Genomic DNA, 13253 nt, shown 5'->3' with positions numbered 1-13253 from the left:
CTAGCCTCCCTGCATAGGTGAGAGGATTTCGATCCGGTCGCCGTCGCTCAACTGGAACTCCGCCCGGTTGGCTTTGTGCACGAGGTCGCTGTTGACGGCCGTCGCCAGCCAATCGCCTTCGTAGTCGAGCGCGGCAAGCAGTTCGGCCAGCGTTGAGGCGTCAATCTCAAGCGCTTGGCCGTTGACGATTAGTTTCATTGGCGAGCTCCAAGGTTTTGTCATGACTGAAGACGAGTTCGGCCGCCTGGCGCGCCATGGCGGGAGCGAGAAGAAAGCCATGGCGATAAAGCCCGTTGATCGCGACGGTGTTTCCGCGTGCTTCGACACGCGGCAGATTGTCGGGAAAGGCTGGACGGACGCCGACACCGGTTTCAACGATCTCGGCCTCACCAAAGGCCGGATGGAGGGTATAGGTCGCGCTCAAAAGCTCCATCATGGAACGCGCCGTGACCCGTCCAGCGGACTGGCTCTCGATCATCGTCGCGCCGGCCATGAATTGGTGGTCAGTTCGCGGCACTACGTAGAGCGGAAAGCGCGGATGAAGCAGCCGGACCGGGCGCGAGAGCGAGACATCCGGCGTGCGCAGGATCAGCATCTCGCCACGAACGCCGCGCAGTCGGTCGTCGACGGCGGCAATCCCCGTGCAGTCGATCCGGCGATCGAAACCGGAGCCAAGCCGGGCGTCGGCGCCGAAGCGGAACTCGACGCCCATCTCTGCCAGTCTGTCATGCAGTGCCGCCATCGCCTGGCGCGGGTCGAGATGGGCTTCGTCGGGGAAGAGCAATCCACGACGGAAGCGGCCGGCGAGGTCGGGCTCCAGCAACGCGATTTCGTCTTCATCGACGCGCTTTTGCCCCGAGGTGCGGCTGGCGAACCGCTCGAGTTCGCCGTTGTCACGAGGCGCGGCCACAACCATTGTTCCGGCCCGTGTGAGCTGGTCAGGCGTCGCCGCATCCCACCAGTCCGCGGCGTTGCGTCCGAGATCGAGCACGGACTGCTCGGCGCTTTCACGCTCGCACCAGGGCGCCAGCATGCCGCCGGCGAACCACGACGCATTGCCGCCGAGGGCATCTCTTACCTCGGCAACTGTCACCGCCGCGCCGCGCGTGGCGAGCTCGAAGGCAGCGGTGAGGCCGGCGACACCCGCCCCTTTGACCAGCACCCTCATGACGGCTCATGCGCCTCCGGCATAAACGATGCGCCGGTCTCATCCGCGGACACGTAGAGATCGCCGCCTTCGCGATATTTCGCCGCCATCGCCGCCATGCCCTCCTTCTGCGCCTCGCCGCGGATGTCGTGGGAAATGCGCATCGAACAGAATTTCGGCCCGCACATCGAGCAGAAATGCGCCAGCTTGTGCGCCTCCTTGGGCAAGGTCTGGTCATGGAAGGACCGCGCGGTTTCCGGATCGAGCGACAGGTTGAACTGGTCCTCCCAGCGGAACTCGAAGCGAGCGCGCGAAAGGGCATCATCCCTGACCTTCGCCGCCGGATGCCCCTTAGCCAGGTCGGCGGCATGAGCCGCGATCTTGTAGGTGATCACGCCGGTCTTGACGTCGTTTCGATCGGGAAGGCCGAGATGTTCCTTCGGCGTGACGTAGCAGAGCATGGCTGTGCCGAACCAGCCGATCATGGCAGCGCCGATACCTGAGGTGATGTGGTCATAGCCCGGCGCGATGTCGGTCGTCAGCGGTCCAAGCGTATAGAACGGCGCCTCGCCGCAGACGGCGAGCTGCTTGTCCATGTTCTGCTTGATCTTGTGCATAGGCACGTGGCCAGGGCCTTCGATCATCACCTGGCAATCTTTGGCCCAGGCGATCTTCGTCAGCTCACCGAGGGTCTCCAGCTCTGCGAATTGCGCCGCATCATTGGCATCGGCGATCGAGCCCGGACGAAGGCCGTCGCCGAGCGAGAAGGACACGTCATAGGCGCGGCAGATGTCGCAGATCTCCTCGAAATGCTCATAGAGGAAGCTTTCGCGGTGATGGTGCAGGCACCATTTGGCCATGATCGAGCCACCGCGCGAGACGATGCCCGTGACCCGGTCGACGGTCAGCGGGATGTAATGCAGCCGCACGCCGGCGTGGATGGTGAAATAGTCGACACCCTGTTCGGCTTGTTCGATCAACGTGTCGCGGTAGACCTCCCAGGTCAGGTCCTCGGCGATGCCACCAACCTTTTCCAGCGCCTGGTAAAGTGGCACCGTGCCGATCGGCACCGGCGCATTGCGAACGATCCAGTCGCGGATGTTGTGGATGTTGCGGCCGGTCGACAGGTCCATCACCGTATCGGCGCCCCAGCGGATCGCCCAGACCATTTTGTCGACCTCTTCGGCCATCGAGGAGGTGACCGCCGAGTTGCCGATATTGGCGTTGATCTTGACCAGGAAATTGCGGCCGATGATCATCGGCTCGCTCTCGGGATGATTGATGTTGGCGGGAATGATCGCCCGTCCGCGCGCCACTTCCTCGCGCACGAATTCCGGTGTGACGAAGTCGGGGATAGCGGCGCCAAATGCCTCGCCGTCGCGCTCAAGCTTGCCGCGCAGCATCTCACGACCAAGATTCTCGCGGATGGCGACGAACTCCATTTCAGGCGTCATGATGCCGGCGCGCGCATAGGCAAGCTGGGTCACCGCCTTGCCCTGCTTGGCCCTGAGTGGCCGGCTGCGAATGGGAAACTCCGGCGTCAGGCGCTCGCCCGCCGCAAATCCGTTGTCCTCCGGCCGGATGTGGCGGCCCTCATAAGCCTCGACATCACCGCGCGCTGAAATCCATTCGTGACGAAGCCGGGCAAGACCCTTTTCGATACTGATTTCGACGGTCGGGTCGGTGTAGGGGCCGGACGGATCGTAGACGGTGACGGCCGGCTCGTCGGCCGTCGGATGGACGGAGATTTCGCGCATCGGCACCCTGATCTGCGGGTGGATGGCACCGGGCTTGTGGATTTTCCGGGAGGCGGGCAACGGTCCCGTCGAGACGGCGGGAGTGAGGGCATTCATCTGAGGCTCCTTTGCTCAAGCATTGGAGATCCAGTTCTGTGCCGGAAGGATGAAAAGACGCTTCTGTTGACCTGCCGAAACAGGACCTCGGGCGTAAACTCCCGCAAAGCGCTTGCACCGTCCCTACGCCAGTATGAACTGGATCAGGTTCAACGGGTCACTGCGCCGCGAAAGCCAGCAGTATCTCAGCCCCTTGCCGGGACTCCCCTGGTGAATGCTTCAGGTTGAACGGGCCGGCGCCGATTTGTCAAGCGCATTCGGGCCGAGGCGATGATCGGTAGCCGGTCAGACCATATGTCGGCGACAAACCAGGCGTTGGAGACGAAGACAGGGATAAGGGGTCGCAAACGGTTGAACTAAAGATCGGTCCTTATGATGATTACGCCTTCAATCGGCACCGAAGGTTTGCGCGTAAATCGCCTTCGGGCGATCCGCTGGGGCGCCGACACCAGATGGAGTTGTTTAAAATGAGCTTTGGAATCGGAGTATGCCGCCGAGGCTGTTCTTTTTGCCGACGTGAGTCCAGTTCACGCGGGAATGGTCGACCGCGCCGGCGCCGAAGTTGCTGTAGTGGTCGTAGTCGACTTCGGCTGTGACTGTGAAACCTGGAACGACCAAGTAGGCGACGTTTGCAGCCACACCAGAGTTCCAGAACTGATCACCCGAGACCTGAAGGTTGAACGAAGTTTTCTCGTTGAGTGTGTAAGTGGAGCCGGCCCAGAAAGCCCAGTTGCCGCTCCAAGTTTTGTAGAAGCCGCGACCGTGAGCGGCGACTGCATTGGTTGGGTCATCATTGAGATTGCCAATGGAGCCATAGCCGAACATTCCGAATAGCGACAGGTCATCTGTGACATTGAAATCGACGCGGACCTTGCCGGCCAAAGCATCGTAGTTGCTGTCACGGGCGATTACGCCGGTGATCGCGCCCCAGCCCTGCGTCTGTTTTACGCCGAAGACGACGTGCGGAACATGGCTGTCGATAGTACCGACTACACCCGACCCTTGTTCAAGTGAAACCAGAGCCGAAAAGCCATTGCCGGCATCGAAGTAATACTGGGCCACGTTGGTATCGAAGTCGCCGTACGGAACGAGTACGTTATTGAGGACGTTCCCGGCGTAGCCTGTAAACGTGTCGAAGGCCGACTCGTCCTTACCAACTCGGAGGCCACCAAGCTGAATCCAGGCGGAAGCCAACTTGACGCCGCTGTTGAAGCCATAGTTCTGAGGGCTGTCCGGACCCGGATGAGCGTTGCGGTTGCCGAAGTTCACGCGGTTTTCAGTATAGGTCTTCAGTGCGCCGAGTTCGGTCTCCTGGCGCGTCCAAGTTTTGAACGTGAAACGCGTGTTGTTTCGCCAGGTGCCCCGAGCCTCGCCAGGGCTCCCATCGGTGGTTCTTGCCCCGTCATAGGATCGGACATCGCCGAGGCCGACGTCGTAACGGATGTAGCCGCCGATGCGCAGGCAGGTCTCGGTGTCGGGGATATGGAAGTAGCCCGAACCGTAGACGTCGCAGATCTTGACGTATTCGGTCGGGTCCGGCGCAGAGACTTGGTCCGCCGCGCGAGCGACGGAAACGGAGATCAGGGCCGCAACTGAGCCGAGAAGAAGGCTGCTTACGTTCATTCCGGATCTCCATTCAAAGGTTAAAAGATAATCATCAAGATGAGTTCTCGTGAATGCTAAAAGTGCGCAATTGAACGTTTGAAACTTTTGTTGCACAAAAACGAACTGCTCAAACGACTGGAGATTTACGGAAGAACAACTATGCTTGGTCATGCATTGCCCGAAAAAGGTTGGATTCGACCTGTGTCAGGCTCAAAGAAAGGCAGGACGCCTATTGCTTTGCCCCGCTGCGCTTCCACACTGCTGTTCAGCCACTCAGTTAGATTCAGCACTTCTGAACAAATCGCCATTATTCATCTCTGCTATTTGTGGGTTGGGCGTCGGCGTTCGATGCAGAGCAGCAAGCGACGTGCCATACTGAAGAGGTAGCTCGCGCTGACACTTAAATGCCCGGCGAAACTTCGTCGTGCTCTCTTCTTTTTTGCTTTTGGGGGTCACGCTGAGCACGAAAAACAGATGTTTCGGACATGGTTCGTATGTTCGATATGTGACACTTTCGTTCGATACCGTCAGCATTTGTTCGCTGTCAGCCGACGAAGCGACGCCTCTGGGCACGTTGCGCTATGACCAGCAGGGCGCGCCCGAGTGCGCTGCGTTTGAATACGATGCAGGCTGGCTGACAGCAGCGGAAGGCTTCTCGATCGAACCGGGTCTGCCATCGTCACAGGCCCTCAATTCCATCGGAAGACCGGCGACGGATCCCATAGCGCGATCGCCGACACGGAGCCGGACGGATGGGGCCGGCGTGTTATCCAGCGCGACCACGCCAAGCCTCGCCAAGAGGCGAGCCGGGGGAAATGGCGCCGAAACGCGACCTCTGAACGCGATGGATTACCTAGGCAGTGGATGACATGAGCCGCATTGGTGCGCTTCCGCTTGCAGGGCGAAGAGAGGGTTACGAAAGAACGATCGAGGAGGGTCGACGCACCACGCCGCCGCTCATTGAAATCAGCCGAACTCCTCGCTGCGACGCATGCCGTCGAGACGAACACCGAGACGGCAACGGATCTCGCCTATTTGCGTGGACGTAGCACGTCCCTTGGCGGCCTTCGTCCGAAATGTTCTGTTGACGACGACGCCTCGCTATCGGCAAATTTCCGAAGGTTGCCGATGATCGCTCTGTCACGAAGGGCGAAGTGCTCTCGTCAGGCTGCAATTCGAAATGCTTGATCATGTCCTCGAACGGGCCTGGTTCTGGCTGGCCCAGCGCCAGCTGATAGCGGGTCAGATCCTCCTGCAGGTCTCTGAGCCGCAAAGCGCTGGCTGAAGCGCACGTCGAAGGTGATGCTGATCGGCTTGTGCGCAGGCCGCGCACCAGCGTTCGAGACCCATGCCCTCCTTCTTGCCGTCGAGCGCCGCCTCGAAGATGGCCCAGAACCGACCGTTCCTGCCCCCGCCCTCAAGGGCCCGCGGCGGCATGGGTATTCGCAAGAGAGCGCCGGACGCATTGCCTCGCCTACTGGCGATGCGGTCTTCGCGCTGCTCGAAGTCGACCGGCGCGGCAGATCCCAATGCACGATGCGATCGCCTTCGTGATCACGTCACCTGGGAGGACGAGAAACGATTGTTGAGGCACGGGTACGAGCTGCCTCAGTGGTTCGTTCGATCGAAAGCACTGTTTGCGGAGGACGCTCTCCATCATGCAGTGCCAGGAGACGCTGGCCGACTTCCTTATCCGCTGCCGTGAGCCGATGATTCAGGCGAAGAAAGTCCATCCAGGTTGGCGTGCGGAATGTCTCTGTCCAAATCGAAGGCGTTTGAAGATTGCGCTGGAGTGTCCAGTTTCGCGCACCGGCACGGCTCTGAACATGGCGCCTTGTGCGCATGTAGCCCAGAAAGGTCTCGATATTCTCTTCGGATATAAGATACTCGACCTTGACCACTATGGGGCCACTCCTAGGCTTCAACTCGAGTGCCAGCTCCGGCGGGTGAAAATCCGAACTCTCCTGATCCGTTTCTTCCCATGGACGGACCGGCAACAATATTCCCGCAGCTGCAACGAGCAAAAGAGCGCCTGCGGCACCCTCCAAAGCCCAGCCTAGCGAGTAGTTCTGTGCGACAGTACCCCAGATCCAGCTGCCGGCCGCCATCCCGCCTGCGCTCAAGGCGTAGTAGATCGACAGTGTGCGGCCAACGACCCACCTTGGGCTGGCCAGCTGCACCGACACGTCAATGCCCGTCCAGGTGATAAGCCAACCCGCGCCACCAAGTGCCAGCGAAATGGCCGCCACAGCGACTGACGATGTGAGTGCAAGGGAAAGGCAACATGCTGCACAAGCAACGGAGGCAAACGACACCAGCCTGTCTTGAGACGTGATCCGCCTTAGAAAGCTATTGCTCATGCCGGCAATGAAAGCACCCATGCCGAAGCCGGCCAGCAAGATGCCGTAGATGATTGGCCCGCTCTTCAGCTGATCCCGGACGACTAGCGGGAGCAGCGCAAGGATGGAGATGCTAGCCAACCCGAAAAGGGTTGCACGGGCAATCGCTGCCCTGATTTCCAAGGACATGACGGTGAAGCGCAGTCCGTCATGAATTGCCATCGTCATTCGCTCACGAGGGAGAGGTGACGTGCGAACATTCCATCTAGTGCGCCATATTGCGGTTAGCGGTGCCAGATCGCTCAGCGCTGCCAACGCGAAAGCGGCCAGCGGTCCAAAAAATGCCAAGACCACGCCCCCCAAAGCCGGACCAACGCTGCGCACAATGTTGTATCCGACAGACATAAGCGTCACCGCAGCCGGGATGTCGCGCTTGTGAAGGATATCGCCAACAGAAGCGTGCCAGGCCGGATCATTCAAGGCAAAGCCGCAGCCGGCCAGGAACCCTAATCCTAGAATTAGCCAGGGACCGGCAAATCCCAGACCCACGGAAATCATCAGCGTCGTTGATGCCAATGCGATCAGGCAGTGCCCCGCAAACATCACCCATCGGCGGCTGAAGTTGTCAGCGATGGCTCCGGCCAAGATCGAGAGGAAGAACACCGGTAAGGTCGATGCGGCCTGCACGAGTGCAACCATCAGATCCGAAGCGGAAATCGTGGCCATCAGCCAACTGATAGCGACCGTTTGCACGAGCCACCCGAGGCTGGATATTTGTGTGGCCGTCCAGATCGAGCGAAACACCTGGTTTCGAAATGGAGCGAGCGTTGTTGAGACAGGCAGATGAGTATTTTTTTCGGACTGCATGACGGTTGACGCCTTCGAGGGACCGCTTATTCAATTCAAGGCTGCCCTACTACCGTTAGATGTTGATCAATGGATCAGAAGGGCCGACATATCGATTAGGATGACTTCATCGCAATGAGGAGGGCGCGCATGAGCTCGGATACCTCCGCTCTCCTGAACTGGCGCTAACCCCTCCTCGCCCAGCAAGGTAGCCTCACCGATCGTCCTGCTCGACAAGAAATCGTCTGCAGGGTGATCGCTCTCGTTCACCGAGCCAGCGCCCATGTAACTTGCCGGCGCATATTTTTTCGTATTGGGCCGTGTTGGTAGTGTCATTCGTGACCAATCCTGTTCATGGCCGTCGTACCGCTAGATTCCTAGGATGAGGGCGCCTCCGGTGAGGCCGGCACCGGCCGCCGCAAGGAGAATCTTTTCGCCCGCCCGAAACGGCTGCGTCCGATGGGCGAGCGACAGCGAGAGCGGGATCGTCGCGGCGGAAGAGTTGCCGTACTCGGCGACCGTCTTGACGATTGCCTGATCCGCTATTCCGAGGTTCCTCCCGACCACATCGAAAATCCGAGCATTGGCCTGATGCGGCACGAAACGAACAATGTCTCGCGGCAGCATTCGGGCAGAAGTGAGCGCGTCCTGCGAGCAGGCCGTCATCATGTCCACGGCCTTGCTGAACACTGCGCGGCCGTCACTCATTGTCATCCGGGTCTGCGCCAGGTCTAGGTCGCCATGGAACGGCGTGTTGCTTCCGCCGGCGGGAATCTGGATCAGCCCGTAGCGCGAGCCATCCGAATTCACAGAGGCGCCGAGAATGCCCCGATCGGGGTCGTCGCACGGACCGATCACCACGGCGCCTGCGGCATCGGCAAACAGCACGGCGCTGGCGCGCTCCGCCGGATTGATGCGGCGGCTGAGGATGTTGGCGGCGATGACCAGGGTCGTTTTGCCTTGAACGCGGGTGAAGCCGTCGGCGAACATCAGCGCATAGATGAAGCCGGCGCAGGCGCCGGTCAGATCGATCGCGCCGGCACGGCCTAGTCCCAGGCGATGTGCGACCAGCGGCGCGCTTGGCGGCAAGAGGTGATCGGGTGTCGAGGTGGCAAGCAGCAAAAGACCGATGTCGCGGCGGTCGATGCCGGCATTCGCCAGCGCCATCTCGCCGGCATGCGCGGCAAGACCCGACAACGTGTCTTGGTCCGTTGCCCAGAAGCGCGAGCGTATCCCGGTCCGCTGCTCGATCCAGCCGGGCTCAAGCCCGAGACGGATTTCGATTTCCGGATTCTCGACCTTGCGCGACGGCGCATGATGACCCAAGCCGAGAATCGTCGACGATCTCATCATGGCCGGAAACCGAAGCGTTCGCCGGCCTCCTCGATGGCGTCATAGAGCCCGTCCAGCTCGTTGCCGGTGATGCAGTAGGGCGGCAGAACATAGAGCACATTGCCCAGCGGGCGCACGAGCAGGCCGCGGTCGAGGAAGAAAGCGCGCAGCCTTGGTCCGATCTCGGCCAGATAACCGGCCGAGCCGGCGCACAGATCGAGAGCTGCGATCGTGCCGGTTGCCCGGCAGTCTGTGAAGTTGGTATTGTTGCGAAAGCGTCGAAGTCCGGCGGCCTGCCCGGCGCTCAAGGCCGCAATCCGCTCCGCCACCGGCTCCTCCCGCCATATCTCGACATTGGCAAGTGCTGCCGCGCAGGCGATCGGGTTGGCGGTGTAGGAGCTCGAGTGGAAGAACGTCTTCTGCCGGTCCTCGGAATAGTGGGCCTGGAAGATCGGATCGGTCGCGAGTGTGGCCGCCAGTGGGATCGCGCCGCCGCTCAAGCCCTTCGAGGTGCAGAGTATATCCGGAGAGATCGACGCCTGCTCGCAGGCGAACATGGTTCCGGTGCGCCCCCAGCCGGTCATCACCTCATCGGCGATCAGCAGCGTGCCGGAGGCTTCGGCGACCTTTTTCAATTCGGCCAGAACCCAGGCCGGATACATCAGCATGCCGCCGGCGCCAAGCACTAGCGGCTCGACGATCAGCGCGGCGGCGCGGCGGTCGCGACAGAAAGCCTCGAACCGATCTAGCGTTTCCTGCTCGCGCCCTGCGGCCGGAAACGGAATGGTGTCGACCTCGAACAGCAGGGGTTCGTAGGCGGCGTTGAACACGCCGCGGGCTCCGACGCTCATCGTGCCGATCGTGTCGCCATGATAGCTGTGTTCCATGACGACGATGCGCGAACGCGGCGCGCCGATGTTGCGGTAATAGCCGAGCGCCATCTTCAGCGCGACTTCTACGGACGTCGATCCACTGTCGGAATAAAAGACCCAGTCGAGGCCTGCCGGCACTATTTCGATCAGCGCCGAGGCCAATTGCTCTGCCGGCTGATGGGTGAGGCCGGCGAAGATCACCTGGTCGAGCATCTCCGTCGCAATCCGGATTGCTTCCATGATCCGTGAATGGCGGTGGCCGTGGGTGACCACCCACCAGGAGGAGATTGCATCGAGGATACGCCTTCCGTCACTCGTCTGTAGCCAAGCCCCTTCCGTGCGGACAACGGACGGGATGGCCGGCTCGATCGCGTGCTGGGTGAATGGATGCCAGACCCGCGACCGCGACATCATTCGCCTCCGGCTATCTGGGCGAGGTCGAAGCCGGCAAACATGGCCTTCCGCAGAGTTTCGCGCGTCAGCGGAACGAGGTGTGGCAGCCTTCCGAGCTGACGCACCGAGCCGAATTCGGTGATTGTCCTTTGCGTATCGGCCACCTCTTCGCCGATAAACGCGATGCCGATTAGCGGGATCGAGCGAACCCGCAGGGCTTCGATCGACAGCAGGGTGTGGTTGATCGTGCCGAGCTCGGTGCGAGCGCACAGAATAACCGGCAGCCGCCATTCAGCGAAGATGTCAATAAAGCTTGTCTGTCGGTTGATCGGCACCATCAGTCCTCCAGCGCCTTCGATGACGAGCGGTGTCGGCAGGACCGGAAATGAAAGATCGGCAGCTTCGATGGAGACGCCGTCGATTTCGGCAGAACGATGCGGCGACAGCGGGCTCTTCAAACGGTGAGCTTCCGGCAGCACGCGCCCTGACGGCAGGCCGGCGAGCCGTTCAACCACCTCGCTGTCGGTCTCCTCATCGAGACCCGATTGCACCGGCTTCCAGTAGAAGCCGTCGAGCAGGCCGGCGAGTCCCGCCGAAAAGACCGTTTTGCCAATTCCGGTATCTGTTCCGGTGACGACGATACGCTTGATCATGCCGTGGCCAACACCGCGGCGAGCGTCTCGACCATGGCCGAAATGTCAGCGTGGCCGACATTCAGGGTCAGCGAAATGCGCAGCCGCGACGTGCCCTCCGGCACCGTCGGCGGACGAATGCCGCGTATGTCGAAGCCGCGGGCCTGCAGAGCCGCCGCGACCTCCATGGTGCGCGTCACATCGCCGATCACAAATGGCTGGATCTGCGAGCCGTTGAGCTTTGCGCCGCAACGCTCGGCCAGTTGCCGGCTTGCCAAGGCAACGTGCTCATGCAGCTGAACGCGGCGCATCGGCTCGTCGACCAGTATTGCGAGCGCTTCGCGCGCCGCCACCGCCATGAGCGGCGAGGGCGCCGTGGCGTAGATGAACGGCCGGCAGCGGTTGACAATATAATCGCACAGCGTTCCTGGCCCGGTGAGGAGCGCGCCGGACGCGCCGAGCGCCTTGCCGCATGTATGCAGCGCGACGATGTTGTCGCGGCCCTCGAACGCGGTGGCAAGGCCGCGGCCGTGCGGTCCCCAGACCCCGGTGGCATGTGCCTCGTCGACCACTATGAATGCCTCGTGCCGATCGGCAAGGGCGACTAGGCTCTCCATCGGCGCGAAGTCGCCATCCATGCTATACAGGCTTTCGACCGCGATCCAGATATGCCCCATGCCACCTTCGGCGCGCCAGCGCCTGATAGTATCCTCGAAAGCATCAACGTCATTGTGCGTAGCCGACCTGAACTCGGCGCGTCCGGCTCGCGCCCCTTCGTGCATGCTGGCATGAGCGAGTTCGTCGAGGATCAGGAGGTCGCCCGTCTGCGGCAGGGCGGTCAGCAGGGCAAAGTTGGCGATGTAGCCGCTGCTGAAGAACAGCGCCCGCTCGGCCCCGAAGAACGACGCCGCATCTGCCTCCAAGGCCTCATGCTCCGGCGCGTTGCCGCGCAGAAGGCGCGATCCGGTTGCGCCGACCGGGGTGCCCCGCGCGATTGCCGCCCCCACTGCATCGCCAAGTCTCTTCGAGGCGGCAAGCCCGAGATAGTCGTTGGACGAGAAGTCGAAGCCGACGCGCGGCGCCAGTCTCCGCAGCCGGTCCTTGCGTGCCAGTCCCTGCAACGTTGCTTCATAGCGGGCTAGCTGTGGCCCGTTCATTTCGCCTCGCATTGCATCGACTCGATGCCGAGACGTCTAAATAGACGAATATCCTTGTCCTCGCTGGGATTGTCCGCTGTCAGCAGCGTGTCGCCGACAAAAATGGAATTGGCGCCGGCAAAGAAGCATAGCGCCTGGGTTTCGTCGCTCATCGCCGTCCGTCCGGCGGACAGCCTTACATAGGACTTCGGCATCATGATGCGGGCGAGCGCAATGGTACGGACGAAATCGATCGGATCGATGGGTTCGGCCTCGGCTAGCGGCGTGCCTTCGATAGGGATCAGCATGTTGATCGGCACGCTTTCCGGCGGCTCGGGCAGGTTCGCGAGCGTGACCAGCATGTCGATGCGATCGGCCTTTTCCTCTCCCATCCCGACAATGCCGCCGCAGCAGACCTTCATGCCAACTTCGCGCACGTGCCTAAGTGTTTCAAGCCGGTCGGCAAAGGTCCTGGTTGAAACAACCTCCCCGTAATAGCGCTCGGACGTGTCGATGTTGTGGTTGTAGTAGTCGAGACCGGCCGACTTCAGGCGCTGCGCCTGACTGAGGTCGAGCATGCCAAGCGTCATGCAGGTCTCCATGCCGAGTGCTTTCACGCCCTCGATCATGGCGACCACGGTGTCCATGTCGCGCTCCTTCGGACTGCGCCAGGCAGCCCCCATGCAATACCGGGTTGCGCCCGCATCTCGTGCCTTGGTCGCTTCGTCGATGACACGATTGACCTCCATAAGCTTCGACGCCTTCAGGCCGGTTTCGTAATGCGCAGACTGGCTGCAATAGCCGCAATCCTCCTGGCAGCCGCCGGTCTTGATGCTGAGCAGCCGCGACAGCTGCACCCGGTTGCGATCGAAGTTCTGCCGATGGACGGTGTGAGCCAGGAAGAGCAGATCGTTGAACGGCATGGCTTGGATAGCCTCGGCCTCTTTGCGGCTCCATCGGGCTGGGGCTCCATCGATCGTTTGCATGCCCTGGTTCACGTCACACTCCGAGTTCATTCCAGTCGTCATCGTCAAAGCCTCTGTTGCTGATCAGCGAGTGCGCTCAGGAGGTCCGTCGAGTCGCGAGCCCGTCCGATAT

10 protein-coding genes and 1 riboswitch are annotated in these 13253 nt (G+C 61.3%); all 10 genes read right to left on the bottom strand.

Annotated features, from left to right (window positions below; genetic code table 11):
- Complete coding sequence (thiS, locus tag AC0L2Y_RS22635; protein WP_473559606.1) at window positions 1-198, bottom strand: sulfur carrier protein ThiS; 198 nt, start codon at window positions 196-198, stop codon at window positions 1-3.
- Complete coding sequence (gene thiO / locus AC0L2Y_RS22630; RefSeq protein WP_473559604.1) at window positions 167-1168, bottom strand: glycine oxidase ThiO; 1002 nt, start codon at window positions 1166-1168, stop codon at window positions 167-169. The genes thiS and thiO overlap by 32 nt, the downstream gene beginning before the upstream one ends.
- Window positions 1165-3000, bottom strand: coding sequence for a phosphomethylpyrimidine synthase ThiC (gene thiC / locus AC0L2Y_RS22625; RefSeq protein WP_473559603.1), 1836 nt, complete (start codon window positions 2998-3000; stop codon window positions 1165-1167). The genes thiO and thiC overlap by 4 nt, the downstream gene beginning before the upstream one ends.
- Before the next feature lie 102 nt (window positions 3001-3102).
- Window positions 3103-3219, bottom strand: a riboswitch (TPP riboswitch).
- 243 nt (window positions 3220-3462) lie between these two features.
- Window positions 3463-4623: a porin gene (locus AC0L2Y_RS22620; protein ID WP_473559601.1), complete on the bottom strand. Its 1161-nt coding sequence runs from the start codon at window positions 4621-4623 to the stop codon at window positions 3463-3465.
- Window positions 4624-6164: 1541 nt separating this feature from the next.
- Window positions 6165-7811: an MFS transporter gene (locus AC0L2Y_RS22615; RefSeq protein ID WP_473503244.1), complete on the bottom strand. Its 1647-nt coding sequence runs from the start codon at window positions 7809-7811 to the stop codon at window positions 6165-6167.
- A 348-nt stretch (window positions 7812-8159) separates the two neighbouring features.
- A complete protein-coding gene (locus tag AC0L2Y_RS22610) occupies window positions 8160-9143 on the bottom strand; it encodes a beta-ketoacyl-ACP synthase III (RefSeq protein WP_473503246.1) in 984 nt (327 codons plus the stop codon).
- The gene (locus tag AC0L2Y_RS22605; RefSeq protein ID WP_473503248.1) at window positions 9140-10405 is read right to left on the bottom strand and encodes an adenosylmethionine--8-amino-7-oxononanoate transaminase; all 1266 of its coding nucleotides are present in this window, start codon (window positions 10403-10405) and stop codon (window positions 9140-9142) included. The genes AC0L2Y_RS22610 and AC0L2Y_RS22605 overlap by 4 nt, the downstream gene beginning before the upstream one ends.
- Complete coding sequence (bioD, locus tag AC0L2Y_RS22600) at window positions 10405-11040, bottom strand: dethiobiotin synthase (protein ID WP_473503250.1); 636 nt, start codon at window positions 11038-11040, stop codon at window positions 10405-10407. The genes AC0L2Y_RS22605 and bioD overlap by 1 nt, the downstream gene beginning before the upstream one ends.
- Complete coding sequence (locus AC0L2Y_RS22595; RefSeq protein ID WP_473503252.1) at window positions 11037-12176, bottom strand: 8-amino-7-oxononanoate synthase; 1140 nt, start codon at window positions 12174-12176, stop codon at window positions 11037-11039. The genes bioD and AC0L2Y_RS22595 overlap by 4 nt, the downstream gene beginning before the upstream one ends.
- Window positions 12173-13141: a biotin synthase BioB gene (bioB, locus tag AC0L2Y_RS22590; protein WP_473503408.1), complete on the bottom strand. Its 969-nt coding sequence runs from the start codon at window positions 13139-13141 to the stop codon at window positions 12173-12175. Before bioB ends, AC0L2Y_RS22595 begins: the two co-directional genes overlap by 4 nt.
- Window positions 13142-13253 lie beyond the last annotated feature (112 nt).

The organism is Mesorhizobium sp. WSM4830 (assembly GCF_055811495.1).
Note: the sequence above shows the minus strand (reverse complement) of the source record. Positions and strands in the feature narration are given on the sequence as shown.

Bases quoted from the DNA above. Each gene is read 5' to 3' on its own strand.
- thiO (WP_473559604.1), bottom strand. From the start codon at position 1,168: ATGAGGGTGCTGGTCAAAGGGGCGGGTGTCGCCGGCCTCACCGCTGCC.
- AC0L2Y_RS22595 (WP_473503252.1), bottom strand. From the start codon at position 12,176: ATGAACGGGCCACAGCTAGCCCGCTATGAAGCAACGTTGCAGGGACTG.
- bioD (WP_473503250.1), bottom strand. From the start codon at position 11,040: ATGATCAAGCGTATCGTCGTCACCGGAACAGATACCGGAATTGGCAAA.
- AC0L2Y_RS22615 (WP_473503244.1), bottom strand. From the start codon at position 7,811: ATGCAGTCCGAAAAAAATACTCATCTGCCTGTCTCAACAACGCTCGCT.
- AC0L2Y_RS22610 (WP_473503246.1), bottom strand. From the start codon at position 9,143: ATGATGAGATCGTCGACGATTCTCGGCTTGGGTCATCATGCGCCGTCG.
- thiC (WP_473559603.1), bottom strand. From the start codon at position 3,000: ATGAATGCCCTCACTCCCGCCGTCTCGACGGGACCGTTGCCCGCCTCC.
- thiS (WP_473559606.1), bottom strand. From the start codon at position 198: ATGAAACTAATCGTCAACGGCCAAGCGCTTGAGATTGACGCCTCAACG.
- AC0L2Y_RS22605 (WP_473503248.1), bottom strand. From the start codon at position 10,405: ATGTCGCGGTCGCGGGTCTGGCATCCATTCACCCAGCACGCGATCGAG.
- bioB (WP_473503408.1), bottom strand. From the start codon at position 13,141: ATGCAAACGATCGATGGAGCCCCAGCCCGATGGAGCCGCAAAGAGGCC.
- AC0L2Y_RS22620 (WP_473559601.1), bottom strand. From the start codon at position 4,623: ATGAACGTAAGCAGCCTTCTTCTCGGCTCAGTTGCGGCCCTGATCTCC.